General features: G+C 66.6%; 23 protein-coding genes. 18 read left to right on the top strand and 5 right to left on the bottom strand.

Annotation, left to right across the window (positions count from 1 at the left end; translation table 11 throughout):
* Positions 1-6: 6 nt before the first annotated feature.
* Both ACP150_RS03475 and ACP150_RS03470 read left to right on the top strand, forming a co-directional pair.
* On the top strand, positions 7-543 hold the full coding sequence (locus ACP150_RS03475) for a pseudouridine synthase (RefSeq protein ID WP_424965150.1): 537 nt from the start codon (positions 7-9) through the stop codon (positions 541-543).
* Positions 530-1,096, top strand: coding sequence for a YdeI/OmpD-associated family protein (locus tag ACP150_RS03470; protein ID WP_424965149.1), 567 nt, complete (start codon positions 530-532; stop codon positions 1,094-1,096). Before ACP150_RS03475 ends, ACP150_RS03470 begins: the two co-directional genes overlap by 14 nt.
* Here the strand turns inward: ACP150_RS03470 and ACP150_RS03465 are convergent.
* Positions 1,093-1,320, bottom strand: coding sequence for a DUF2798 domain-containing protein (locus tag ACP150_RS03465; RefSeq protein WP_424965148.1), 228 nt, complete (start codon positions 1,318-1,320; stop codon positions 1,093-1,095). The two genes, ACP150_RS03470 and ACP150_RS03465, sit on opposite strands and share 4 nt — an antisense overlap.
* A 422-nt stretch (positions 1,321-1,742) precedes the next feature.
* Here ACP150_RS03465 and ACP150_RS03460 point away from each other — a divergent pair, with 422 nt between their 5' ends.
* Positions 1,743-2,444, top strand: a complete 702-nt coding sequence (locus ACP150_RS03460) for a hypothetical protein (protein ID WP_424965147.1) — start codon at positions 1,743-1,745, stop codon at positions 2,442-2,444.
* A gap of 19 nt (positions 2,445-2,463) precedes the next feature.
* Here the strand turns inward: ACP150_RS03460 and ACP150_RS03455 are convergent, their stop codons facing one another.
* A complete protein-coding gene (locus tag ACP150_RS03455; protein ID WP_424965146.1) occupies positions 2,464-3,069 on the bottom strand; it encodes a DUF1285 domain-containing protein in 606 nt (201 codons plus the stop codon).
* A gap of 61 nt (positions 3,070-3,130) precedes the next feature.
* Between ACP150_RS03455 and ACP150_RS03450 the strand changes: the two genes are divergently transcribed.
* Genes ACP150_RS03450 through ACP150_RS03435 form a run of 4 tightly spaced genes read left to right on the top strand, consistent with a single transcriptional unit; the run spans position 3,131 to position 9,886 of the window.
* Positions 3,131-4,138 carry an AAA family ATPase gene (locus ACP150_RS03450; protein WP_424965145.1) on the top strand — a complete coding sequence of 336 codons (1,008 nt, stop codon included), beginning with the start codon at positions 3,131-3,133 and terminating at the stop codon, positions 4,136-4,138.
* Positions 4,135-5,037, top strand: coding sequence for a DUF58 domain-containing protein (locus tag ACP150_RS03445; protein ID WP_424965144.1), 903 nt, complete (start codon positions 4,135-4,137; stop codon positions 5,035-5,037). The genes ACP150_RS03450 and ACP150_RS03445 overlap by 4 nt, the downstream gene beginning before the upstream one ends.
* Positions 5,037-7,811 carry a DUF4159 domain-containing protein gene (locus tag ACP150_RS03440; protein WP_424965143.1) on the top strand — a complete coding sequence of 925 codons (2,775 nt, stop codon included), beginning with the start codon at positions 5,037-5,039 and terminating at the stop codon, positions 7,809-7,811. Before ACP150_RS03445 ends, ACP150_RS03440 begins: the two co-directional genes overlap by 1 nt.
* Positions 7,808-9,886 carry a hypothetical protein gene (locus tag ACP150_RS03435; protein WP_424965142.1) on the top strand — a complete coding sequence of 693 codons (2,079 nt, stop codon included), beginning with the start codon at positions 7,808-7,810 and terminating at the stop codon, positions 9,884-9,886. The genes ACP150_RS03440 and ACP150_RS03435 overlap by 4 nt, the downstream gene beginning before the upstream one ends.
* 94 nt (positions 9,887-9,980) lie before the next feature.
* On the opposite strand, the gene ACP150_RS03430 is transcribed toward ACP150_RS03435, so the two are convergent.
* Positions 9,981-10,355: a hypothetical protein gene (locus tag ACP150_RS03430; protein ID WP_424965141.1), complete on the bottom strand. Its 375-nt coding sequence runs from the start codon at positions 10,353-10,355 to the stop codon at positions 9,981-9,983.
* Between the two features lie 157 nt (positions 10,356-10,512).
* Between ACP150_RS03430 and ACP150_RS03425 the strand changes: the two genes are divergently transcribed.
* The 10 genes from ACP150_RS03425 (at position 10,513) to ACP150_RS03380 (ending at position 21,110) form a co-directional block, all read left to right on the top strand.
* On the top strand, positions 10,513-12,672 hold the full coding sequence (locus ACP150_RS03425) for an esterase-like activity of phytase family protein (protein WP_424965140.1): 2,160 nt from the start codon (positions 10,513-10,515) through the stop codon (positions 12,670-12,672).
* 178 nt (positions 12,673-12,850) lie between these two features.
* Entirely contained in the window at positions 12,851-13,318 is a 468-nt protein-coding gene (locus ACP150_RS03420; RefSeq protein ID WP_424965139.1) for a DUF302 domain-containing protein, read from the top strand.
* Positions 13,319-13,502: 184 nt separating this feature from the next.
* Positions 13,503-14,951, top strand: coding sequence for an FAD-linked oxidase C-terminal domain-containing protein (locus tag ACP150_RS03415; RefSeq protein ID WP_424965138.1), 1,449 nt, complete (start codon positions 13,503-13,505; stop codon positions 14,949-14,951).
* An 84-nt stretch (positions 14,952-15,035) separates the two neighbouring features.
* Entirely contained in the window at positions 15,036-16,172 is a 1,137-nt protein-coding gene (locus ACP150_RS03410) for an FAD-binding protein (protein ID WP_424965137.1), read from the top strand.
* A 21-nt stretch (positions 16,173-16,193) separates the two neighbouring features.
* A complete protein-coding gene (gene glcF, locus ACP150_RS03405) occupies positions 16,194-17,498 on the top strand; it encodes a glycolate oxidase subunit GlcF (RefSeq protein ID WP_424965136.1) in 1,305 nt (434 codons plus the stop codon).
* 62 nt (positions 17,499-17,560) lie between these two features.
* The gene (locus tag ACP150_RS03400) at positions 17,561-18,379 is read left to right on the top strand and encodes a trypsin-like serine peptidase (RefSeq protein ID WP_424965135.1); all 819 of its coding nucleotides are present in this window, start codon (positions 17,561-17,563) and stop codon (positions 18,377-18,379) included.
* A 137-nt stretch (positions 18,380-18,516) separates the two neighbouring features.
* Positions 18,517-18,981, top strand: a complete 465-nt coding sequence (locus ACP150_RS03395; protein ID WP_424965134.1) for an Hsp20 family protein — start codon at positions 18,517-18,519, stop codon at positions 18,979-18,981.
* A 109-nt stretch (positions 18,982-19,090) separates the two neighbouring features.
* Entirely contained in the window at positions 19,091-19,819 is a 729-nt protein-coding gene (locus ACP150_RS03390) for a glucose 1-dehydrogenase (protein ID WP_424965133.1), read from the top strand.
* Positions 19,816-20,127 carry a hypothetical protein gene (locus tag ACP150_RS03385; protein WP_424965132.1) on the top strand — a complete coding sequence of 104 codons (312 nt, stop codon included), beginning with the start codon at positions 19,816-19,818 and terminating at the stop codon, positions 20,125-20,127. The genes ACP150_RS03390 and ACP150_RS03385 overlap by 4 nt, the downstream gene beginning before the upstream one ends.
* The gene (locus tag ACP150_RS03380; protein ID WP_424965131.1) at positions 20,124-21,110 is read left to right on the top strand and encodes a P1 family peptidase; all 987 of its coding nucleotides are present in this window, start codon (positions 20,124-20,126) and stop codon (positions 21,108-21,110) included. The genes ACP150_RS03385 and ACP150_RS03380 overlap by 4 nt, the downstream gene beginning before the upstream one ends.
* Here the strand turns inward: ACP150_RS03380 and ACP150_RS03375 are convergent.
* Complete coding sequence (locus ACP150_RS03375) at positions 21,107-21,880, bottom strand: alpha/beta hydrolase (protein ID WP_424965130.1); 774 nt, start codon at positions 21,878-21,880, stop codon at positions 21,107-21,109. The two genes, ACP150_RS03380 and ACP150_RS03375, sit on opposite strands and share 4 nt — an antisense overlap.
* An 81-nt stretch (positions 21,881-21,961) precedes the next feature.
* On the opposite strand from ACP150_RS03375, the gene ACP150_RS03370 reads away from it, so the two are divergent.
* Positions 21,962-23,440 (top strand): NAD-dependent succinate-semialdehyde dehydrogenase, encoded by a 1,479-nt coding sequence (locus ACP150_RS03370; RefSeq protein ID WP_424965129.1) that lies wholly within the window; start codon positions 21,962-21,964, stop codon positions 23,438-23,440.
* A 101-nt stretch (positions 23,441-23,541) separates the two neighbouring features.
* Here the strand turns inward: ACP150_RS03370 and lpdA are convergent, their stop codons facing one another.
* Positions 23,542-24,933 carry a dihydrolipoyl dehydrogenase gene (lpdA, locus tag ACP150_RS03365; RefSeq protein ID WP_424965128.1) on the bottom strand — a complete coding sequence of 464 codons (1,392 nt, stop codon included), beginning with the start codon at positions 24,931-24,933 and terminating at the stop codon, positions 23,542-23,544.
* Positions 24,934-25,033: the final 100 nt, after the last annotated feature.

Genomic DNA, 25,033 nt, shown 5'->3' with positions numbered 1-25,033 from the left:
CGCGTCATGCTGATCGCCTTCAACAAGCCGATGAACGTCCTGTCGCAATTCACACCCGAGGGGCAGTGGCGCGGGTTGAAGGACTGGATCGATCTGCCCGGTGTCTATGCGGCCGGGCGGCTGGACCGCGACAGCGAGGGGCTGCTCCTGCTGACGGACAATGGCAAGCTGCAGGCGCGGATCACTCAACCGCGCGCCAAGATGCCCAAGACCTATTACGCGCTGGTCGAGGGAACCCCCGGGCCCGACGCGTTGGAGCGTCTGCGCCGGGGCGTGACCCTCAAGGATGGGCCGACCCGCCCGGCCAAGGTGGCGCAAGTGCCGGAGCCGGACTGGCTCTGGCCCCGGGACCCGCCCGTGCGCGTCCGAAAAACCGTGCCCGATGCCTGGCTGCGGCTGACGATCACGGAAGGGAAGAACCGGCAGGTGCGGCGCATGTGTGCCGCTGTGGGACTGCCCTGCCTGCGCCTGGTCCGAACCCAGATCGGCGCGTGGCAGCTGAACGATCTGGCCCCCGGTGAGTGGCGCCATGAGCAGCCTTGAAGAGATCGAGATCCGCAGCCGCGCGGATCTGCGCGACTGGCTCGCGGCCCATCACGGGCAAACGGCGTCGGTCTGGATGATCACCTACAAGAAGCACACGGACCACTATCTCAGCTATGACGCGGCGATTGACGAGCTGCTCTGCTGGGGCTGGGTGGATTCCGTCACCGGGCGCGTGGACGCGGACCGGGCCAAGCTGCGCATCAGCCCGCGCAATCCGAAATCCGCCTGGTCGCGGGTCAACAAGGAGAAGGTCGCGCGACTGCGCGCCGCCGGTCTCATGCAGCCCCCGGGCGAGGCGGTGATCGCGCAGGCTGAGGCGAATGGCATGTGGGTCTTTCTTGACGATGTGGAGCGGTTGGAGCGCCCCGAGGATCTGGACGCGGCTCTGGGGGATCTTGTCTCGGTCTGGGAGGCTTGGCCCCGCTCAGTCAAGCGCGGCACGCTGGAATGGATCAAGACTGCGAAAACCGCGCCGACCCGTGCGAAACGCATCTCGGATGTGACCCAAAGCGCGGCAGCAGGCCTGCGCCCGAGCCCCTTCCGTCGCTAGCCCTGCGTGGTCAGGCGCGCCACGAGCTTGCGCGCGAGCGGCCCTGCGAACAGGGCGCTGGGGAAGGCCACGGCCCAAGCAAAAAGCCACGCGTTCAACCAGAGCCCGACAAAGCCCGGCGGCATCCCGAGGGCCTTGAAGGTCACCACGCCCGACACGATCAGCGACATCACGCCTGACAGGATCAGGGCAAAGAGATAAGGGGCAAATCGGGCAGGCAGCATCGCAGCACTCTCGCGCAAGGGGCAGATGCGCGGGGTCTAACGCGTCCGCCCCGCCGCGTCAGCGACAAAGTCACCGAAGGGCCCATCCCTTGGCGAAAAACCGACCGCGTGCCGCCATTGGTGGCGAGGGGAGGTACAGACCCGCGCTCAGCATCCCCTCCGAACCTTGCAGCTGCCAGTGGACCCGGACGCAGCCGCGATGGACGTCTTGCGCAGCGAAAACAGCGCGCGCATGCCATCGTCGCTGTGCATGATATGCTAGCAGGTTCCTCCGCATCTGGGCCGGCCATGTTGCTCGACTCCCCCGATCACAACGCCCGTGGCTAGGGTCTGAGGTGATCCACCAATGCGACTAGGCAGGTCGCCGAGGTCGTGTTAACCTTTTGCGGTATGATGTATTCTCAGTTACGGAGTTCAATTTCATGTTCTTGAAATCTCTTGTTTTTTCTGGCGCACTTCTGGCCGCTGGTGCGGCTCAGGCCGTGCCTTTGCTGCCGGGGACAACCCTCGATCAACTGGCCTATTTCGATACGGGCAAGGTCGTTGCCGGGGACCCGGATTTTCTGGGGACCCAAGTCGCCTCGGGATCTGTGTCGGCGACCGAGCAGCGCGACGGGTTCAGCGGGGGCGGGGTCGTCGATGACCTCTACACCGTGACCGGTCAGATCAATTTCGCCGTCTTCGAGACCAGCTCGGGCCATACCACCTTTGGCTACGATTTCCGGTCGATCGATGACAGCCTCGCCGGGCTCCTGAATGGCGCGCGTGTGTTCAGCGTTTCCGGCTTTGCCGGTTTTGAGGTGGATGTGGGCTGGATCCTCGACTTCGATCCCTACGTGCCCCTGATCGAGCGGTCGGCGGATGGTGATACCATCACGGTCACTTACCTGGATCCTCGCGACACTCAGAGTGATCTCATTGAGACGATCCTGTTCAAGACGGATGCGGATACCTTCGACCTGATGGGGGAGGGCGAGGTCGTGATCGAGATCGACAGCTTCGGCGACACCACGCGCAGTCTGAGCGGGTTGCCGCAACCGGCGGTCATCCCCTTGCCGATGAGCGGGCTCTTGCTGCTCTGCGCGCTGGGCGGGCTCGGCCTGAGCCGCCGTCGCGCGGCCTGACACCACAGGGCAGGGCGCGTCAGACGCCCTGCAACTCCGCCGCCGGGATCATGGGGAAAAACACACCCTCTGAGCGCAGACCGAACCATTCGGTGCCTTCGATCTCGGCGGTTTCGCCCAATTCCACCAATCTATAGAAGCTCTTGCGGTCGATCAGCGCCTCGAGCCCGCGGCGGATATGGATATAGGGCGCCGGCTCGCCCGTCTCCGGGTCGCGGGAGACGCGGATCGGGTTCTCGACCCCGGCGCGGCTGGTATCGCCCACTTGGGTGGTGAAGGTCAGCACCTGTGCGCCGTCTTCCTCGCTGACCTCGAAATCCGTGGCCACGAAGGGCGCGTCCTCGACCGTGATCCCGACTTTCTCGACCGGGGTGACGAGATAGTATTTGCCGTCTTCCAGCTTCAGGATCGACGAGAAGAGCCGCACCAGCGGCGCCCGGCTGATCGGCGAGCCCTGATAGGACCAGCTGCCATCCCGGGCGATGTGGATATCCAGGTTGCCGCAGAAGGGCGGGTTCCACAGATGCACGGGCGGCGGCCCCTGTTTCGAGGCGGCCTGAGCCGAGACGGCGAGGTCATCCGCGGTCGGGGTCACGATGTTTTGTGCGCTCATAGTTTTTGCCATTTGTCAGACGGGCCATACTTCCCTTTAATGAGACTATATAAGGCAACGGCAAGGAGCGGACATGTCTGACGCAGACACCCTGGTGAAAGATATCGAGACGCTGGGTGAAAAACTCGCCGAGGCCAAGGCCAGCATCGCGACCCAGATCATCGGACAACCCACGGTTGTGGACTTGTCCCTCAATGCAATGTTGTCGGGTGGACATGCTCTGTTGATGGGCCTGCCGGGACTGGGCAAGACCCTGCTGGTGGACACGCTGAGCACGGTGATGGGGCTGAGCGCCAACCGGGTGCAGTTCACGCCCGACCTGATGCCTGCGGATATTCTCGGCTCCGAAGTGCTGGAGACGGCGGCCGATGGCGCGCGCTCCTTCCGGTTTCTTGAGGGGCCGATCTTTTGCCAGTTGCTGATGGCCGACGAGATCAACCGCGCCTCGCCGCGGACCCAGTCCGCGCTGTTGCAGGCGATGCAGGAGAAGCATGTGAGCATCGCGGGTGAGGAACGCCCGCTGCCCGCGCCGTTCCATGTGCTCGCCACGCAGAACCCGATCGAGCAGGAGGGGACCTACCCCCTGCCAGAGGCGCAGCTCGACCGGTTCCTCTTGCGGATCGATGTGGACTATCCGGATCGCGAGACGGAAAAGGGGATCCTGATGGCGACCACCGGCTCGGAAAGCGCCAAGGCCCATCCGGTCTTCACCGGGCCTGAGTTGATCCACGCCCAGGACGTCGTCCGGCGCATGCCCGTGGGCGATGCGGTGGTCGAGATGATCCTCGATCTGGTGCGGGCCTGCCGCCCGAATGAACCCGAAGCCCATGACGCCGTGTCACGCTCGGTCTCTTGGGGGCCGGGCCCCCGGGCTGCGCAATCGCTCATGCTCTGCGTTCGGGCGCGCGCCCTGCTGGATGGCCGGCTTGCACCCTCTGCCGAGGATGTGGCGGCTCTGGCGCGTCCGATCCTGTCCCACCGCATGGCGCTCAGCTTTGCGGCACGCGCCGAGGGCGTGGTGCTCGAAGAGGTGATCGACAGCGTCACCCACGGGGTCACCCGGATTGAGCAGGCCGCGTGAGCCGATCCGGATTTTCCGAGGCGCTCCACACTCCTGACAGCCTGCGCCACCGCTCCGAGACCGTCTCGGGCAGCCTGCCACCGCTCATGGTGGCGGCAGAGCATCTGGCGGCCTCGATCATGCTCGGCAATCACGGGCGTAAACGGGCAGGTATGGGCGATGAGTTCTGGCAATACCGCCCTGCCGAGGCCGGAGACGGCGTGCGCGCCATCGACTGGCGCCGCTCGGCGCGGGCCGACAGCCCCTTCGTGCGCGAAAAGGAATGGCAGGCGGCGCAGAGCCTGATGCTCTGGGTCGATGATGCGCAATCCATGGGCTTTACCGGCGGGCGCAATCGCCCCTCGAAACTGCGCCGGGCCCAGACCATTGGCATGGCGCTGGCGATCCTCGCGGTGCGCGCGGGTGAGCGCGTGGGTCTGATGACCCTGCCGGAGCCGCCCAAGGCCGGGAACACTCAGCTTATCCGGCTGGCGGCCGCGCTTATGGATCCCAAGGATCCCGAGGATTACGGCGTGCCGGTGCCCCGCGTGATGCCCTCGGGCGCGAGGGCGGCGTTCCTGTCGGATTTTCTGGGCGAGACCGCGCCGATCGAAAAGGCCCTGACCACGGCGGCCGACCGGGGCGTCAAGGGCGCGCTGGTGATGGTTCTCGACCCGGATGAAGAGGCGTTTCCCTATGACGGGCGCACCGTCTTCGAGAGCATGTCGGGCGCGATCCGGTTCGAGACGCTGAAGGCCAAAGGCCTGCGCGAGGCCTATCTGGAACGGCTGGCCGAGCGCAAGGACTGGCTGCATATGCTGGCCCGGCGTACGGGCTGGCGGCTCGACATTCACCATACGGACCACCCGCCCGAGGACCCGCTTCTCTGGCTCTATCACGCGTTGGAGCAGGTGCGCTGATGTTTTCCCTCGGACCCATCGCCTTTGCCTCTCCCGGGCTGTTGCTGCTTCTGCTGGCGCTGCCGATCCTGTGGTTGATCCTGCGGGCGGTGCCCCCGGCGCCGATCACGCGGCGGTTTCCGGGCGTCGCGCTGCTGCTGGGGCTGAACGACCCCGAGAGCGAGACCGACAAGACGCCTTGGTGGCTGCTCTTGCTGCGGGCGCTGGCGGTGGCGGCGATGATCCTCGGCTTTGCCGGGCCGATCCTGAACCCGGATGAGCGCACACCGGGCAACGGCCCGCTGCTCATCGCGGCGGATGCGAGCTGGGCTTCGGCGCGGGACTGGTCCGCGCGGCAGGACCGGCTCGAGGCGCTTTTGTCCGAAGCGGCCCGCGACGGACGCCCGGTGGCACTGGTGACACTGACCGACCTGCCACCTGCGGAGATCGCCTTCGGTGCCCCCGAAGCCGAACGCGCGCGCCTGCCAGGCGTGCAGCCGCAACCCTGGCCGGTCCACGGCGCGGAGGTTCTGGACTGGCTCGCGGCGGTCGAGGGGGCGTTCGACACCTTCTGGATGTCCGACGGGCTCGACTGGGAGGGGCGCGCAGATGTGCTCGCCGCTTTGGAGGCGCGCGGCACCGTGCGGGTGTTCGAAAGCCCGCGTGCCGTGTTCGGCCTGACCCCGGCACAGATCAGCGATGGCGATGTCACGGCGCAGGTTCTGCGCAGCCCGGCTGCGGGCGAGCGTGCGCTGACGGTGATCGCCCGTGGCCCCGGGCCCAACGGGATCACGCGGGAATTGGGCCGTTCCGAGATCACTTTTGAGGCGGGTGCTACATCCGCCGAGGCCGCCTTCGACCTGCCGCCGGAGCTGCGCAACCGCATCACCCGCTTCGAGATCCCCGGCCAGACCACGGCGGGCGCGGTCAGCCTTGCCGATGACGCCCTGCGCCGCCGTGAGATCGCGCTCTTCTCCGGTCGGGATGACCGCGAGGGGCTGGAGCTGCTCACGCCGCTGCACTACCTGCGCCGGGCGCTCACGCCTACGGCGGATATCCTTGAGGTGCCGCTGGTCGATGCGCTGCCCGCCAACCCGGATGTGATCATTCTGGCCGATGTAGCCCAGCTCGCGCCGAGCGAGGCCGAGGGCCTTGAGGCATGGGTTGAAAACGGGGGGCTGCTGCTGCGCTTTGCCGGGCCGCGATTGGCCGCGTCGGATGTTTCGCGCACCTCCGAGGATCCGCTGATGCCCGTGCGCTTGCGCGCGGGCGGACGCTCGGTCGGCGGCGCCATGAGCTGGGGCGAGCCGAAATCCCTGCGGCCCTTTGCGGAAACCTCCCCCTTCTTTGGTCTGCCTCTGCCCGAGGATGTCACCGTCACCGCACAGGTCATGGCCCAGCCGGACCCCAGCTTGCCGGACCGGGTGATCGCGGCGCTGACCGATGGCACGCCGCTGGTCACGCGCAAGGCTTTGGGACAGGGCCAGGTGGTGCTGATCCATGTGACCGCGAATGCGGAATGGTCGAGCCTGCCGCTCTCGGGGCTTTTCGTGCAGATGCTGGAGCGTCTGGCCGTGTCGTCGCGCCCCGCAGCGCTGACCGCCGAGGCGCTTTCGGGCACCACATGGGTCGCCGAGCAGGTGCTCGGGCCCTATGGCACGCTGGAGGATGCCGGGCAGCTTGCGGGCATTCCGGGCGAAGACCTCGCCGAGGCCCCGCTCAGCGCGGATGTGCCCCCGGGGCTTTATGCGGGCGGCGACCGCCGTCTGGCGCGCAATGTTCTGGGTCCGGAGGCCGCGCTGGCCCCGGCGGTCTGGCCCGCCTCGATCACGGTCGAGGGCATGGAGGCGCAGCAGGATCAGCCGCTGGCCGGGTGGCTTCTGACGGCGGCGCTCATGCTGCTGGCGCTGGATATTCTGGCCGCGCTCTGGCTCTCGGGCCGTTTGCGCCAGAGCCACCGCGCGGCCCCCGCGGCGCTAATCCTTGCGGCCCTGCTGGCCATGACCCCGGCGCCAGGGCAGGCTCAGGGCGTCCCGGATGACGTGCTGGCCCTCGAGGCCACGAGCGCAGTTGTCCTTGCCCATGTGCGGACAGGCGATACCCAGCTCGACGCCACGGCGCTGGCCGGGTTGCGCGGTCTGTCGCGTGTGCTGACCCAGCGCACCTCGATCGAACCCGCCGAGCCGATCACCGTGGATCTCGAAACCGATGAGCTCGCCTTCTTCCCGTTCCTCTACTGGCCCGTGACCGACCGTCAGCCGCTGCCCTCTGCCGAGGCCTATGCCAAGCTGAACCGGTATCTGCGCGGTGGCGGCATGATCCTGTTCGACACGCGCGATGCGGATGTCTCGCGCTTCGGGAATGACAGTCAGGGCATGCGCACTCTGCGCGCGCTCGCGGCCCCTCTGGATGTGCCCCCGCTGGAGCCGCTGCCGGCGGATCATGTGCTGACGCGGACCTTCTACCTGCTGCAGGATTTCCCGGGGCGCCATCAGGGGCGGACCCTTTGGGTCGAGGCAGCCCCGCCGGATGCCGAGCAGGTCGAGGGGATGCCCTTCCGCAACCTCAATGACGGTGTGACCCCGGTGGTGATCGGCGGCAATGACTGGGCGGCGGCCTGGGCCACGGATGAAAACGGGCGCGCCATGGTGCCCATCGGGCGCGGCTTCTCGGGGCGTCAGCAGCGCGAGCTGGCCTATCGGTTTGGCGTGAACCTGATCATGCATGTGCTGACCGGGAACTATAAATCCGATCAGGTCCATGTGCCTGCTCTGCTGGAAAGGCTCGGCCAATGACCACGGGGACTGTGATCTTCGACCCCTACCTGCCTTGGGTCGCGCTGGCGGTGCTGACGGTGCTCATGGCGGGCCTGCTCCTCTTTGCCGGGGCGCGCGGCCTGTTGGGCGCGTGGATCCGGGGGCTAGCGGCGGCTGCCCTGCTTGTGGCGCTCGCCAACCCGTCCCTGCAGGAGGAGGATCGCAGCCCGCTGACGGATATCGTGCTGGTGGTGGTGGATGACACGGCCAGCCAGCGGATCTCGAACCGGGCGGAGCAGACCGAGGCGGCGCTGGCCGAGCTCTCGGCGGAAATCGAGGCGCGCTCCAACACCGAGCTGCGAGTGGTGCGCGTGGGCGACGGGCCGGGCAATGCGGGCACGCTGCTGACCGGTGCGTTGACCGAGGCGCTGACGGAAATCCCTCAGGCGCGACTGGCGGGGACGATCCTTCTCAGCGACGGGCAGGTCCATGATCTGGGCCCGATGCCGACCCTGCCGGCGCCGCTGCACCTGCTGCTGACCGGGCGGGAGGGCGATTGGGATCGCCGCCTCGTGGTCAAGACCGCACCTGCCTTCGGAATCTTGGGCGAAGAGGTGGAGCTGACGCTCAGCATCGAGGATCAGGGCGATGTCCCGCAAGCCGCCCGGGGGCAGGTCTCGTTGCAGATTGCAATCGATGGCGGCGAGGGCTTTGCCGTGGACGTGCCGGTGGGGCGCGACATCACCGTGCCGCTGATGCTGGAGCATGGCGGGATGAATGTCGTGCAGCTCTCGGTGCCCGAGGCGGAGGGCGAGCTGACCGACCGCAACAACGCGGCCGTGGTGCAGATCAACGGCGTGCGCGACCGGCTGCGGGTGCTGCTGGTCTCGGGCGAGCCCCATGCGGGCGAGCGGACATGGCGCAACCTTCTGAAGTCGGATTCGGCGGTGGATCTGGTGCATTTCACGATCCTGCGCCCGCCTGAAAAGCAGGATGGCGTGCCGGTCTCGGAACTGTCGCTGATTGCTTTTCCGACCCGCGAGCTCTTTCTCGAGAAGATCGATGATTTCGACCTGATCATCTTCGACCGGTATCGGCGGCGCGGAATCCTGCCGCAGATCTATCTCGCCAATATCGCGCAATATGTGGAATCCGGCGGGGCGGTTCTGGTGGCGGCGGGGCCTGATTTTGCGTCTGCCAATTCGATCTACCGCTCGCCGCTGGCCGATATCCTGCCCGGAGAGCCTACGGCGCAGGTCATCGAAGAGGGCTTCACCCCCGCGATCAGCGATGTGGGCGACCGGCATCCGGTGACGGCGGGGCTCGCGCCCGCGGACCTGGCAGAGGGGGAGACCCCCTGGGGCCGCTGGTTCCGCCTGATCGAGGTGGAGCCCATGGCGGGCGATGTGGTGATGACCGGTCCCGGGGACCGGCCATTACTGTTGCTGGACCGCGTGGGCGAGGGGCGCGTGGCGCTGCTGGCCTCGGATCACGCCTGGCTCTGGTCGCGGGGCTATGAGGGGGGCGGGCCGCAGCTCGAATTGCTGCGCCGTCTGGCCCATTGGATGATGAAAGAGCCCGAGCTTGAGGAGGACGCGTTGACCGCGACCGCCGAGGGGCAGACCATGACGATCACGCGCCGTGCGCTCACTGATGGGGAGCGCGAGGTGACGATTGTCGGCCCCGATGGGGTGGAAACCGTGGTGCCGCTGACCGAGATCGCCCCCGGCCGCTGGAGCGCGGAATTCACCGGTGCGGAGCCGGGGCTCTATCGGCTTGCGGAGGGCGATCTGGAGGCCGTTGTGGCGCTCGGGCCCGCCGCGCCGCGCGAGTTCGAAGAGACCCTTGCCAGCGGCGACAAGCTCGCCCCGGCGGTGATTGCCACGCGGGGCGGGGTGCTGACGCTGGAGAATGGCGTGCCGCGCCTGCGGGATGTGGGCGAGGGGCGCAACGCGGCCGGGCGCGGCTGGATCGGCCTGACCCCGCGCGAGGCGGCCCTGACCACGGATCTGCGGATCAGCCCGCTGATCGCGGCCTGGCTGTTCCTCGCGCTGGTGGCGCTTCTGACCATTGCGGCCTGGCTGCGCGAAGGGCGGCGCAGCACGCCGGGCTGAGCGCTGCTGCCTGCGGCGGTCATGGCTGGCAGATCGCGCGCCGTGAGTATTTTTGGAACAATGAAACGGGCGTCGCGCGGATCCGCGCGGGGCCCTAGTTGGTGAGGCGCAACCGGTAGGGCGTGCCGGTATAGCCGTCCACATTGCAGCGCGCGCGGATCACAAGTTCGGTCACGCCGGGCGGGACGATCACGCCGCTGAGGCTGCGGGTGAAGGGCTGTTCATTGACATGGGGGTGATAGAGGACACGGGTGCCGATCACCGTGCCATCGGGGGTCTGGACCTCCCATCCATCGGCATAGTGGTCCCAGCCCGTATCCGCATGGCTGAGAGTGACCGAGATCCGATAGCTGTCGCCGGAGCGCTGCGCCTCCACCCGCTCGATCACCGAGGGGCTGGCAAGTGCTGCGCCGCTTGCAAGGCTCAGGCCGGCAGCGAGGAGGGCCGCGCGAAGGGGATGTCGTGTCATGGGGTGCTCCTTTGCCCGTCGCGCCAGTTTTGCACAAGGCGTGGTGCGGCGGCAGTCACTTCTGCGCCAGTGCGGCTTTTACAGAAGTGACATGGCTTTGACGCGGGGCTGTTACACAGCTGTTGCATGCCCGGGGGCGCAAACCTTGGGGAATGTCATGACAAAAACTGGTCTTCTGAGCAGCGCCGCCCTCGCCCTGGTCGCAGGTGCCGCCTCTGCCGATATGAATTTCAACCGCATCGCGTCCTTTCCGGTCACCGAGAATTTTGACGGCGATGTGCCGAAGGAAACCTCTGCCGAGATCATCGATGCCACCGCCGATGGCATGACGCTGGTCTATACGGACAGCCCCGCCGGGGTGATCGGCGCAATCGATATCACGGATCCTTCCAACCCCAGACCGCTGGGCACCATGGCGATGGACGGGGAGCCTACCGCCGTCTCGATCATCGGGAGCACGGCGTTCGTGGGGATCAACACCTCCGAGAGCTATACGGCGCCCTCGGGGCTGGTGAAGGCCATCGACCTGACCACCATGACCGAGATTGCCCGCTGCGATCTGGGCGGGCAGCCCGACAGCACGGCCAAGGCGCCGGACGGGTCTTTCATCTCTATCGCGATCGAGAATGAGCGCGACGAGGATCTGGGCGACGGACGCGTGCCGCAGATGCCCGCGGGCGATCTGGTGATGATCGATGTGGTGGAGGGCAGCCTTGATTGCGACAGCCTGATCCGTGCGGACCTGACCGGGTTGGCGGAGATCGCCGGGGAGGATCCCGAGCCAGAGTTCGTCGACATCAACAGCCTAGGCGAGACGGTCGTGACCCTGCAGGAGAACAACCATATCGCCGTGGTGGCGCGCGATGGGTCTATCCTGTCGCATTTCTCGGCGGGGGCTGTGGATCTTGAGAGGATTGACACCACCGACGAGCGCGGCGCGCTGATCTTCACCGAGCGCCAGCCGGGCCGTCTGCGCGAGCCGGACGGGATCCAGTGGATCGACGCCACCCATTTCGCCATCGCCAATGAAGGCGACATGGATGGCGGCGCACGCGGCATGACGATCTTTGCCAAGGACGGTACCGAGCTCTTCGAGACCGGGGCGACCCTTGAGCATGCCATCGTGCAGATCGGCCATTACCCGGACAAGCGTTCGGACGCCAAGGGCGTGGAGCCCGAGGGGATGGAGTTCGGCAGCTTTGACGGCACGCCCTATGTGTTCGTGATGGCCGAGCGGGCCTCGGTCGTGGGCGTCTATGACGTGACGGATCCGACCGCGCCGGTGCTGGCGCAGCTTTTGCCGTCGGGGATCTCGCCCGAGGGCGCGGTGGCGATCCCGTCGCGCGGCCTGCTGGCGACGGCGAACGAGTATGACGGGCTCGAGGATGGGGCGGCCCGGGCCCATGTGATGCTCTACCAGTATTCCGACGCACCCGCGTCCTATCCGCATCTGACCTCTGCTGGCGCGGATGAGCTGATCGGTTGGGGCGCGCTTTCGGGCATGGTCGCGGGTGAAGGCAGCACGATCTATGCGGTGAATGACAGCTTCTACAGCTATCAGCCGACCATCTACACCATCGACGCCTCGACCACGCCGGCGCGGATCACCTCGGCCCTGCCCGTGACGCGCAAGGGCCGTCCGGCGCAGAAGCTGGACCTGGAGGGCATCACGCTGGATGGCGAAGGCGGGTTCTGGGTGGCCTCCGAAGGGCGCACGGACCGGGTCACGCCCCATGCGCTCTATCACATCGGCGCGGATGGCGAGATCGAGGCCGAGATCGGCCTGCCGCCCGAACTGATGGCGGTGGAGCGGCGCTTTGGCTTCGAGGGGATCACCAAGATTGGAGAGACGCTCTGGATGGCGGTGCAGCGCGAGTGGCGGGATGATCCCGAGCATCACGTGAAGCTCGTGTCCTACAATCTCGAAACCGGCGACTGGGGCGCGGTGCTCTATCCCAAGGCGGCACCGGCGGAGGGTTGGGTCGGTCTGTCCGAGATCACCGCCCATGGCGATCACGTCTACATCGTCGAGCGCGACAACCAGCATGGGCGCGCGGCCGTGACCAAGAAGGTTTACCGGGTGCCTGTGGCCGAAATGGTGCCCGGCAAGCTCGGCGGGGATGACATCCCCACCGTATCCAAGGAGCTGGTCCGCGACCTGCTTCCGGATCTGACCGCGACGGGGGGCTATGTGCTCGACAAGGTCGAGGGGCTGGCCATCACGCAGGCGGGCGAGATTTTCATCTCCACCGACAATGACGGTGTGGATGACCATTCGGGCGAGACCTTGTTCCTCTCGATCGGAATGGCGCATTAACCCACAAGACATTTTCAGGACCGGGGCGCGTGGCGACACGTGCCCCTTTTTCATGGGAAAGACGCCGCATCGGCAAGGGCTCGCCCACGCTGGATCACGTTCCGGTGGGGGCCGTTGTGGCCGCTGGGCCCGAGCCGATAGCGTCGGTTCAGAGACAGTCCTGAAGGAGACCTGACCCATGACCATTCGCGCCCTCGTGATCCTCTGCCTTGCCTGGTTCGGCGGGCCCGCCCTGGCCGATGACATCGCGCCCGTCACCGTTCCGAGCGCCCATTCCGCCGCCGAGACCATCGCCAAGCTCGAAGCCGAAATGGCGACGCGGAACCTGACCCTGCTGGCCAAGATCGACCATCAGGCGGCCGCAGCGGGCGTTGATCTGCAGATGCCTGCGGCGACGGTTCTCTATTTCGGGGTGCCCAAGGCGGGCACGCCGATGTTCCTGAAGGCGCCGACGCTGGCCATCGATCTGCCCCTGCGCGCTCTTGTCTATGAAACCGGCGAAGGGGAGGTCTTTGTGGCCTATAACTCCGGTGAATGGCTGGCCGAGACGGTGATGGCGCGCCATGGGCTCGAGATGCCCGCGAAAGCCCAGGCCGGGATGAGCGCCATGCTCAGCGGTCTGGTCGAGGCGGCCACAGCCGAGTAAGTCCTTAAATTGATTGTCCCGCGGCGCGCGTGCCGCGGGGATCACGAGAACCGAGCCGCGCGGGGTCCCCTCCGCGCGGTTTGCGTTTTGGGGCATCAGATGAGAAACACCTTGCCGGATCGCGGAAATTGGTTATAAATTATTACCAATTGGGCGCGAGCCCCGTGGATCAGGAGGAAATCTGATGGAGATGCCAACGCCGGATGCGGCTGTGCTGGCCAAGAAGAGCCGGATCGTCGCGCTCTTGCAGGAGGTTCTGCCGACCGACGCCGTCATCCACGAGCCCCATGAGACGCGCGCTTATGAATGCGACGCGCTCACCGCTTATAAATGCCCGCCCCTCGCGGCCGTTCTGCCTGCCACGACCGAGGAGGTGGCTGCCGTGCTCAAGATCTGCCATGCGGAGGGCGTGCCCGTCGTGCCGCGCGGCTCGGGCACCTCGCTGGCGGGCGGTGCGCTGCCCACGGCAGATAGCGTGATCCTCGGGGTGGCCAAGCTGAACCAGGTTCTCGAGACCGATTACGAGAACCGGATCATCCGCGTGCAATCCGGGCGCACCAATCTGAGCGTGACCGGGGCCGTCGAGGAAAAGGATTTCTTCTATGCGCCCGATCCGTCCTCGCAGCTGGCCTGTGCGATTGCGGGCAATATCGCCATGAATTCCGGCGGGGCCCATTGCCTGAAATACGGGGTGACGACGAACAACCTGCTGGGTGTGACCATGGTCCTGATGGATGGCACCGTGGTCGAGATTGGCGGCGCGCATCTGGATGCGGGCGGGCTCGACCTGCTGGGGGTGATCTGCGGCTCCGAAGGGCAGCTGGGGGTTGTCACCGAGGCGACCCTGCGGATCCTGCGCAAGCCCGAGGGCGCGCGCCCGGCGCTGATCGCTTTTGACGATAACGAGGTGGCCGGGGCCTGTGTCGCCGACATCATCAAGGCGGGCGTCTTGCCCGTGGCGATCGAGTTCATGGACAAGCTCTGCATCGAGACGTCAGAAAACTTCGCCAAGGCGGGCTATCCCGATTGCGAGGCGCTGTTGATCGTCGAGGTCGAGGGCTCGCAGGCGGAGATCGATGAGCAGTTGGGCGTCATCCTGCAGATCGCGCGCAAGCATAACCCGGTGGAGTTGCGTCAGAGCCAGTCGCCCGAAGAGAGCGCCAAGATCTGGCTGGGGCGGAAATCGGCCTTTGGCGCGATCGGGCAGCTCAATGACTACATGTGCCTCGACGGGACCATCCCGGTCTCGGAGCTGCCTTACGTGCTGCGTCGGATCGGCGAGATGTCCGAGGAGTTCGGGCTGAAGGTCGGCAATGTGTTTCATGCGGGGGATGGGAACATGCATCCGCTGATCCTCTTTGATGCGAACAAGGAGGGGGATCTGGAGCTCTGCGAGGCGTTTGGGGCCGAGATCCTGAAGCTCTGCGTCGAGGTGGGCGGCTGTCTGACCGGGGAGCACGGGGTCGGGATCGAGAAGCGCGATCTGATGAACACCCAGTTCACCGGCTCGGATATGGAGATGCAGCTGCGGGTCAAGGACGTGTTCGACCCGGCCTGGTTGCTGAACCCGTCCAAGGTGTTTCCGCTGGACGTGACCGAGGCGCGGCGCATGAAGCCGGACGCCGCAGCCTGAGATCCGCAGGGGGAAGGGGCGCTGCCCCTCGGCGCATGCGCGCCTCACCCCGGAGTATTTCAAGAACAATGAGGGGGCGGGCCCATGCTGGCACCGACGAGCGAGGCCGAATTGGCCGGAATGATTGCGGCTGCAGAGGCACCCTTGCGCGTGCGCGGGGGCGGGACACGACCCATCGGGAAACCCGTGGCGGGGGAGGTTCTGTCCACTGCCGCGCTGTCGGGGATCGGGCTTTATGAGCCGGGCGCGCTGACGGTCGTGGCGCAGGCGGGCACGCCGGTGGCCGAGATCGAGGCGGCTTTGGCGGCAGAGCGTCAGCGCCTGCCTTTTGAGCCCATGGATCACCGGGGGCTTTTTGGACAAGAGGGCGCGCCGACGATTGGTGGCGTAGTGGCCGGAAATATCTCTGGCCCGCGCCGCATCCAGGCCGGAGCCTGTCGCGACAGCCTGATCGGGGTGCGCTTTGTCTCGGGCGAGGGCGAGGTCATCAAGAATGGCGGGCGCGTCATGAAGAATGTCACGGGCTATGATCTCGTGAAGCTCATGGCGGGCAGCTATGGCACGCTCGGGGTGTTGACCGAGGTGAGCTTCAAGGTGCTGCCCCAGCCCGAGACCGAGGCGACGCTGGTGGTGCATGGCCTGTCCGACGCGGCCGCCGTCGCGGCCTTGTCGGCAGCGCTGGGCGCGCCTTACGAGGTGACCGGCGCGGCGCATCTGCCTGCCGGGGCGTCGGGGCCGGAAACCTGCGTGCGGATCGAGGGGTTCGAAGCCTCGGTGCGCTATCGCAGCGACAAGCTGCGCGCGCTGTTGGGGAGTTATGGCGAGGTTACTCTGTCGGGCGATGGACCGGCGCTCTGGCAGGCTGTGCGGGACGTCGCCCCGCTCAGCGGGTCCGAGGGCGATATCTGGCGGATCTCGGTCAAGCCTTCGGACGGGCCGGCGCTGGGTACGCTGATCTCGGGTCTTGGCGGAGCGGTCTACTACGACTGGGGAGGGGGGCTGATCTGGGCGCGGGTGCCGGACGGGCTCGACCTGCGCGCCAAGCTTGCGGCTCGGGCGGAGCCGTTCCACGGTCATGCGACCCTGATCCGGGCCCGGGAGGAGACCCGGGCGGCACGGCCCGTGTTCCAGCCCGAACCGGCCCCGCTTGCGGCGATCCAGACCCGCCTGCGGGCGCAATTCGACCCCAAGGGCCTCCTCAACCCCGGCCTGATGGCCTGACCGCAGAGCAGGGAAAGCACCATGCAAACCAATTTCACCCCCGAGCAACTCGAGGATCCGGCCACGGCCCATTCCAACGGCATCCTGCGCAATTGCGTCCATTGCGGGTTCTGTACGGCGACCTGCCCGACCTATCAGGTGCTGGGCGATGAGCTCGACAGTCCGCGCGGGCGGATCTATCTGATCAAGGACATGCTCGAGACCGGGCGCCCGGCGGATGAGAAGACCGTCAAGCATGTGGATCGCTGTCTGAGCTGTCTGGCCTGCATGACCACCTGCCCTTCGGGGGTGAATTACATGCATCTGGTGGATCATGCGCGCGAGTATATCGAAGAAACCTACAAGCGGCCCCTGACCGAGCGCGTCCTGCGCTGGACCCTGGCGCGGATCCTGCCCTATCCGATGCGGTTCCGGGTGGCGATGCTGGGCGCGAAGATCGCCAAACCCTTCAAGCGGTTTGTTCCCGATGCCCGGTTGCGCGCCATGCTGGAGATGGCGCCCAAGACCATCCCGCCGGTCAGCAGCAACGATGACCCGCAGGTCTTTCCGGCCATCGGGCCGCGCAAGAAGCGCGTCGCGCTGATGACGGGCTGTGCCCAGAAGGCGCTGAACACCGACATCAACGATGCCACCATCCGGGTGCTGCGGCGGCTGGGCTGCGAGGTGGTGATCGCCGAGGGTCAGGGTTGCTGCGGGGCGCTCACCCACCATATGGGCAAGACCGCCGAGAGCCATGCCACGGCGGCCCATAACATCCGGGCCTGGCACCGCGAGATGCAGGGCGAGGGGCTCGATGCGATTGTCATCAACACCTCGGGCTGTGGCACCACGGTCAAGGATTACGGGCATATGTTCCGCAATGAACCGCTGGCTGCCGAAGCCGAGGCCGTCGCCGGGATCGCCAAGGACATCTCCGAGGTTCTGATCAGTCTCGAGGTGCCCGAGCATGAGAAATTCAGCCAGGGGCTGACGGTTGCGTATCACGCGGCCTGTTCACTGCAGCATGGCCAGCAGATCAAGACCTATCCCAAGGACCTGCTGCGCCGGGTCGGGTTCAAGGTGGTCGAGCCGGAGAACAGCCATCTCTGTTGTGGCTCGGCGGGGACCTATAACCTGATGCAGCCCGAGATTTCGGGCCAGCTCAAGGCGCGCAAGGTCGAGACGCTCGAGGCCAAGGCGCCGGATCTGATCGCCGCGGGCAATATCGGCTGCATGATGCAGATCGGCTCTGGCACGCAGGTCCCGATCGTGCATACGGTCGAGCTGATCGATTGGGCGACCGGGGGGCCCAAGCCGCGGGCCCTGACCGCGGCGGAGGCTGCCTGAATTCCGCCCCAAACCGGCATTAGGGTGGGCCCACCCTGTGTCGGTCGAGGACGGAGTTTGGTGTGGCATCATTTCTGAAGGCCTGTGGTCTGGCCCTGTTGGTGGCTCTGGGCGGGACCGCCCGGGCCGACGAACCGCTCGAGGCGCTGGAGACGGCGGATGCCGTGCGCGCCTATCAGGCGGTCGGGCGGCTCGATATCGGCGGGACGGGGTTTTGCACCGGCACGCTGGTGAGCATGGATCTCGTGCTGACGGCGGCCCATTGCCTCTATGACAAGCAGAGCGGTGAGCGGGTGCGGGCGCAGGACATCACCTTCAAGCCCGGGCTACGCAATGGTCGGGCGGCGGCCTATCGCAGCATCCGCCGCGCGGCGGTGCATCCCGATTACATCTTCGGCGAGCCGGATACCCTGCACCGGGTGGCCACGGATCTGGCGATCCTGGAACTGGCCCAGCCGATCCGGCAGTCCAACATCACGCCGCTGGTGGTGGACCAGACCCCGCGCTGGCTCAACGAGGTGGCGCTGGTCTCCTATGCCCGCGACCGGGAGGAGGTGCCCTCGCTGCAGTCGTCCTGCCGTGTGCTGGAGCGCGAGGATACGGTGCAGGTCCTGTCCTGCGATGTGGATTTCGGCTCCTCCGGAGCACCGGTGCTGGCCTGGCTCAATGGGGTGCCACGGGTGGTTTCGGTGATCTCGGCCAAATCGCTCTACAAGCAGGAGCGTGTGGCCCTGGCGGTCAAGGTCGAGACGGCGGTCGAGGATCTGCGCGGTCATCTGGCCGAGACCGACGGGGTCTTCAAGCGCGAGGCCCCCAAGGTCCGCACCCTGACGCGGGACCGCGCCATGCAGGGGGCGGGGGCGAAATTTCTGCGTCCTTGAGGCGCAGCACCCCTCTTGAAAGCCCAAATCCACATCCCCAGATCAATGTCATCGGACGCCAAACGGGTCCGGTATTTCAACCAGGGTCGCCCCGGATGGGGGGCCTGAACCACGCACATCGCTCCAGGAGGATGACCATGCGATCTATTGATATGTCCCCGCTCTACCGCGCCACCGTCGGCTTTGACCACTTCGCCGATCTTGTGGACCGGGTCATGCGGACTGATGCCGGCAACCAGCCGAGCTACCCCCCGTTCAACATCGAAAAGACCGACGCGGATGCCTATCGCATCTCGATCGCGGCCGCGGGCTTCGGCGAAGAGGATCTGAGCATCGAGGTGCGCGAGAACGCCCTCGTCGTGACCGCCAAGAAGCCCGAGGACGAAGCTGAGCGCAGCTATCTCCACCGTGGCATCGCCACCCGCGCCTTCGAGCGCCGCTTCCATCTGGCCGACCATGTCCGTGTGACCGGGGCGAGCCTCGTGAACGGCATGCTCGACATCGATCTCAAGCGCGAGGTGCCCGAAGCCCTCAAACCGCGCCGGATCGCCATCGGCTCCGGCCGCGCGGCGCAGGCCGTGGAAGGCACCGTTGCCGCCTGACGGCTGACCAGTCGACACCGAACGGGCGTGCATTTGCGCGCCCGTTTTGCGTTTCGGCTTGCGCGGTCGCGGGTTCCTGAGCACCTTGGTCCCAAGGGGAGGGACCACTATGCGTTTGGCCGAAAAAACCGCAATCGTCACCGGCGGAGGCTCCGGCTTCGGGGCCGGGATCGTCCGGAAATTCGCGGCCGAAGGGGCTGCGGTGATCGTGGCGGATATCAATCTGCAGGCGGCGCGCGACGTGGCTGCGGAATTCGGGGGCATCGCTGCCGAGGTGGACGTGGCCGATGGGACCAGTGTCGCCGCACTGGCCGCAGCCCATCCCGCGCCGGATATCTTCGTGAACAATGCGGGCATCACCCATCTGCCGAAACCGATGGAAGAGGTGACCGAAGCCGAGTTCGACCGGGTGCTGGCGGTGAATGCGAAATCCGTCTACCTGACCGCGCGGCATTTCGTGCCCGGCATGAAGGCGCGGGGGGCGGGCGCGATCCTCAACATCGCCTCAACCGCCGGGGTCAGCCCGCGTCCGAACCTGAACTGGTACAACGCCTCCAAGGGCTGGATGATCACGGCGACCAAGGCCATGGCGGTCGAGCTGGCCCCCCATGGCATCCGGGTCAATGCGCTCAACCCCGTGGCCGGGGAGACGCCGTTGCTGGCCTCTTTCATGGGCGAGGACACGCCCGAGATGCGCGCCAAGTTCCTGTCGACCATCCCGCTGGGCCGGTTCTCGCAGCCCGAGGATCTGGGCAATGCGGCGGCCTTCCTCTGCTCGGATGAGGCCAGCATGATCACGGGTGTCGCCATGGAAGTCGATGGCGGGCGCTGCATATGAGCGCGCCGCAGGACCTGCCCGCGGATATCGCGGTGTTTGCCGGCACCTTCGAGAGCCAGCCGCTGGTCTTTGCGCATCTGCTCGACGAGGCGCCCAATCTCGATTTCGACCAGATCGAGGTGCTGCAGGATCGCGGGATCCGCAAGCGGCTCGAAGGGTTCTTTCCACCCGAGACGGTGACGCGATTGCTGGTGGCGCTGGATGAAGACGACACGCTGGTCCTCCTGATGCCCGATGCGGGCGTCTTTCCGGGCAGCGCGCGCCTCACCCCGTTGGGCTTTGCCCAAGGCACCCTGAGGCGGGCATGAGTGCGGGGGCCCTGCGCCCGGGCGCGCGCAACCTGATCACGGATGTTCCGGGACTTCTGGTGGGCAATGCCGAGGATGACGGGCTGAAATCCGGTGTCACGGTGGTGACGGCCGCCGCGCCGTTCGTCGCCGGGGTCCATGTCATGGGCGGCGCGCCCGGCACGCGCGAGACGGACCTGCTCGCCCCCGACAAGACGGTGGAGCAGGTGGATGCGCTGGTCCTGTCCGGTGGTTCGGCCCTCGGGCTCGATGCGGCCTCGGGCGTGGCGGACGCCCTGCGCGCCAAGGGGCGGGGGTTCGATGTCGGGGGACAGCGCGTGCCGATCGTGCCCGCCGCGATCCTGTTCGATCTGCTCAATGGCGGCGACAAGGACTGGATGATGAACCCCTATAACTGGCTCGGGCGCGAGGCGCTGGAGGCCGCTGCGCCGGAGTTTGCCTTGGGCAGCGTCGGGGCCGGGACCGGGGCACTGACGGCGACGCTGAAGGGCGGGCTCGGGTCGGCCTCGCTGGTGCTGCCCAATGGGGCGACGGTCGGGGCGCTGGTGGCGGTGAACGCGCTGGGCTCAGCGACGATCCCCGGCAGCCGTCATTTCTGGGCCGCAGCTTTCGAGATCGGGGATGAGTTCGGCGGGCTGGGGACCGGCGCTGCGGATCCGACCGCCCTGCCGCCGGTCAAGGGCGTGGCGCGGACCGCGACGACCATCGCCATCGTGGCCACCGATGCCGCGCTGTCCCAGGCCCAGGCGACGCGCATGGCGGTGGCGGCCCATGACGGGATGGCCCGTGCGCTTGTGCCCTCGCACACGCCAATGGACGGGGATCTGGTCTTCGCGGCCTCGCTGGGCACACGGATGTCCGACCCGTTGCTTCTGGGGCACGCAGCCTCGCTCTGTCTGGCGCGCGCCATTGCCCGGGGCGTTCATGCGGCGCGACCAGCGCCCGAGGATGTGCTGCCCTGCTGGATCGAGCAGAGCGACTAGGCGAATAGCGCGGCCATGAGGGGGCTGTCCGGCGCGCGCAGATCATCGATCACGTCGAAATGGTGCCGACCCGTGGCGACGTGATGGCGCGCGCTCCAGGCCTCGGCCAACCAGCGCGCCTGATCGAGAAACACCGGGCGCTCCTCGGCCCCGACCCAGACATCCACGGGGATGCCCGGCGCGGGCGCGAGGCGCGGGCTCTCGGCTGCGGCGCTCTCCTGTGTCAGCCGCAGGGTCTCGACCAGATCGATCTTCAGCAAAGGCCGCAGATCGCTCACTGGCGAGATCGGCAGGATCCGCGCGACCCGCGCCAGCACCTCGGGCGCAAGGCCCGCGGCAGGCATGCGCGCGACCAGATGCCCGCCCGCCGAATGCCCGGTGAGGCGGATCGGCCCCGGAACCTCGGCCGCTGCAGCCTCGATCGCGCGCCGTGTGCACTCCGTGATCTCGGGGATCGTCACCTCGGGGCAGAGCGGATAGCTCGGCATGGCCACGGCCCAACCCCGCGCGAGGGAGCCGGCGGCGAAATGCGACCAGTCCGTCCGGTCAAACCGCCGCCAGTAGCCGCCATGGACGAACACCACGAGCCCCTCGGGCGCCCCCTCGGGCAGGAAAAGGTCGAACGCCTCGCGCGGCTCATCGCCATAGGGGATGTCGAGCCGCGCTTGCGCCGTCTCCCGAAACGCCGCCGCCTCCGCCGGCCAGCGGGTCAGATAGCCGGCGGCCTCGGGGATGAACCCGGCATTGTCATAAGCGGCGTTCCAATCCATCGGCTCTGCTCCTCGCTCTTGTCCTTACCGCGTCGCGCGGCTAGCTCTTGGTCTGGCACAAGTGACGAGGGAGGGTCCAGAATGCTTGATACCGTGACTGATCTGCGCGGGCAGCTCAGCGATGCGACATTGCTGGAAACGCGCGCCTATATTGGCGGCGACTGGATCGAGGCCGACAATGGCGCGACATTCCCCGTGCGCAACCCGGCCCGGGGCGATCTGATCGCCGAGGTGGCTGATCTCGGCCGCGCCGAGACCGCCCGTGCCATCGTCGCCGCGGATGCGGTGCAAAAGGCTTGGGCCGCGCGCACCGCCAAGGACCGCGCCAACGTGCTGCGCCGCTGGTTCGACCTGATCACCGAGAACACCGAGGATCTGGCGCGGATCCTGACAGCCGAGATGGGCAAGCCCCTGGCCGAGGCCAAGGGCGAGATCGGCTATGGCGCCTCCTTTGTCGAGTGGTTCGCTGAAGAGGCCAAGCGGATCTATGGTGAGACCATCCCGGCCCATCTGCCCGATGCGCGGATCCAGGTGATCAAGCAGCCCGTAGGGGTGGTGGGTGCCATTACGCCCTGGAATTTCCCCGTGGCGATGATCACCCGCAAGGCCGCCCCCGCGCTGGCGGCGGGCTGTGCGTTCATTTCGAAGCCCGCCGAGGACACGCCGCTCTCGGCGCTGGCACTCGCGGTGCTAGCAGAGCGCGCGGGCATCCCGGCAGGGCTCTTTGCGGTGGTGCCGAGCAACGATTCCGCCGCCATCGGCAAGGAATTCTGCGAGAACCATACGGTGCGCAAGCTGACCTTCACCGGCTCGACCCAGGTCGGGCGGATCCTGCTCGCGCAGGCGGCGGATCAGGTCAAGAAATGCTCCATGGAGTTGGGCGGCAACGCGCCGTTCATCGTGTTTGATGACGCGGATCTGGATGCGGCGGTGGTGGGCGCCATGGCCTGCAAGTTCCGCAATGCGGGGCAGACCTGCGTCTGCGCGAACCGGATCTATGTCCAGGACGGGGTCTATGACGCCTTCGCCGAGAAACTCGCCAAGGCGGTCGAGGCGCTGCAGGTCGGGGATGGCTTTGAGGAAGGGGTGACCATCGGCCCGCTCATCAACATGCCCGCTGTGGAAAAGGTGCAGGACCATCTGGACGATCTGCGTGCCAAGGGTGGTGACGTGATCACCGGAGGCGAGCCGCACCCGCTGGGCGGCACATTCTTCACGCCGACCGTGGTCACCGGGGTCACCCAGGAGATGAAGGTCGCGCAGGAAGAGACCTTTGGCCCGGTCGCCCCGCTTTTCCGGTTCGAGACCGATGCGGAGGCCATCGCCATGGCCAATGACACGATCTTCGGCCTCGCAGGCTATTTCTACGCCCGCGATGTTGGTCGGATCACCCGGGTGTCCGAAGCACTGGAATACGGCATTGTCGGCGTGAACACGGGCATCATCTCGACCGAGAGCGCGCCCTTTGGTGGGATCAAGCAATCTGGTCTGGGGCGCGAAGGCTCCCATCATGGGATCGAGGAGTATCTCGAGATGAAGTATATCTGCCTGTCGGTTTGAGCCGGTCTGACTTAAGTCCGGAAATATCCCCGCCGGAGGCCAGAAATCCAAAGCCCCGCGCCATGGCGCGGGGCTTTGTCTTTGGTCGGTTTGCGCGTCGCTCAGGCGTGGATCGCCCCGTCGCCACAGGCAAGGGCGGCCTCGCGCATGGCCTCGGAATAGGTCGGATGCGCGTGGCAGGTCCGGGCCAAATCCTCGGCCGCGGCCCCAAATTCCATGGCCACGCAAACCTCGTGGATCAGATCGCCTGCCATGGGACCGATCACATGGGCCCCGAGGATCCGATCCGTCTTGGCATCCGCCAGCAGCTTCACGAAGCCCTCGGCGGCGAAATTCGCCTTGGCCCGCCCGTTCCCCATGAAGGAAAACTTGCCGACCTTGTACTCTACGCCCTCGGCTTTGAGCTGCTCTTCGGTCTTGCCGACGCTGCCGACCTCGGGATGGGTGTAGATCACGCCCGGGATGACATCATAGTTCACGTGGGGGTGCTGACCGGCGATCATCTCGGCGACGGCCATGCCTTCATCCTCGGCCTTGTGCGCGAGCATCGGGCCATCGATCACATCGCCGATCGCATAGATGCCGGCCACGCTGGTGCGGTAGCTGCCATCGGTGGCGATCTGGCCGCGATCGGTCATCTGCACGCCGAGCGCGTCGAGGCCCAGCCCCTCTGTAAAGGGCTTGCGACCTGTGGAGACGAGCACCACATCGGCCTCGAGGCTCTCCTCGCTGTCATCCTTGCGCATCTTGTAGGTGACGGTCGCCTTGGTCTTGGTGGCCGCCACTTTCTGCACGGCAGCGCCGAGGATGAATTTCAGCCCCTGCTTGGTCAGGATCTTCTGGAACTGGCGCGCCACTTCCATGTCCTGACCCGGGGTGATGCCATCCATGAACTCGATGACCGACACTTCGGTGCCGAGGCGCGCATAGACGGATCCGAGCTCCAGCCCGATCACGCCGCCGCCGACAACGACCATCCGCTTGGGGATCTTGCCCAGTTCAAGCGCACCGGTGGAGGTCACGACGACCTTCTCGTCGATGGTCACCTCGGCGCCCGGGATCGAGGCCGCCTCGGAGCCCGAGGCGATGATGATGTGCTTGGCCTCATGGACCTCGTCGCCGACCTTGACCTTGCCAGCCTCGGGGATCGAGCCCCAGCCCTTGAGCCAGTCGATCTTGTTCTTCTTGAACAGGAATTCGACGCCCTTGGTGTTCTGGCCGATCACATCGTCCTTGTAGGTGAGCATCTGTTTCCAGTCGACCTTGGGCGCGACCTTGAGGCCCATCTTGGCAAAGTTATGCTCTGCCTCGTGCAGCTGGTGGGAGGCATGGAGCAGCGCCTTGGACGGGATGCAGCCCACATTCAGGCAGGTACCCCCCAGAGTTTCGCGCCCTTCGACGCAGGCGGTTTTCAGGCCGAGCTGCGCGCAACGGATGGCGCAGACATAGCCGCCAGGGCCGGAACCGATGATGATAACGTCATAGCTTGCCATGGAGAGGTCCTTTCATGGGGCGGGCGGGGTCCTGGGGGGGGGGGGCCCCCGCCCCGGCGCCCCCCCCCCCCGGGAGAAGGGGAAAAGAAAAAAAAAGAGA

The organism is Dinoroseobacter sp. S375, assembly GCF_049800775.1.
In the GTDB taxonomy this organism is placed as follows: Bacteria; Pseudomonadota; Alphaproteobacteria; order Rhodobacterales; family Rhodobacteraceae; genus Dinoroseobacter.
Note: the sequence above shows the minus strand (reverse complement) of the source record. Positions and strands in the feature narration are given on the sequence as shown.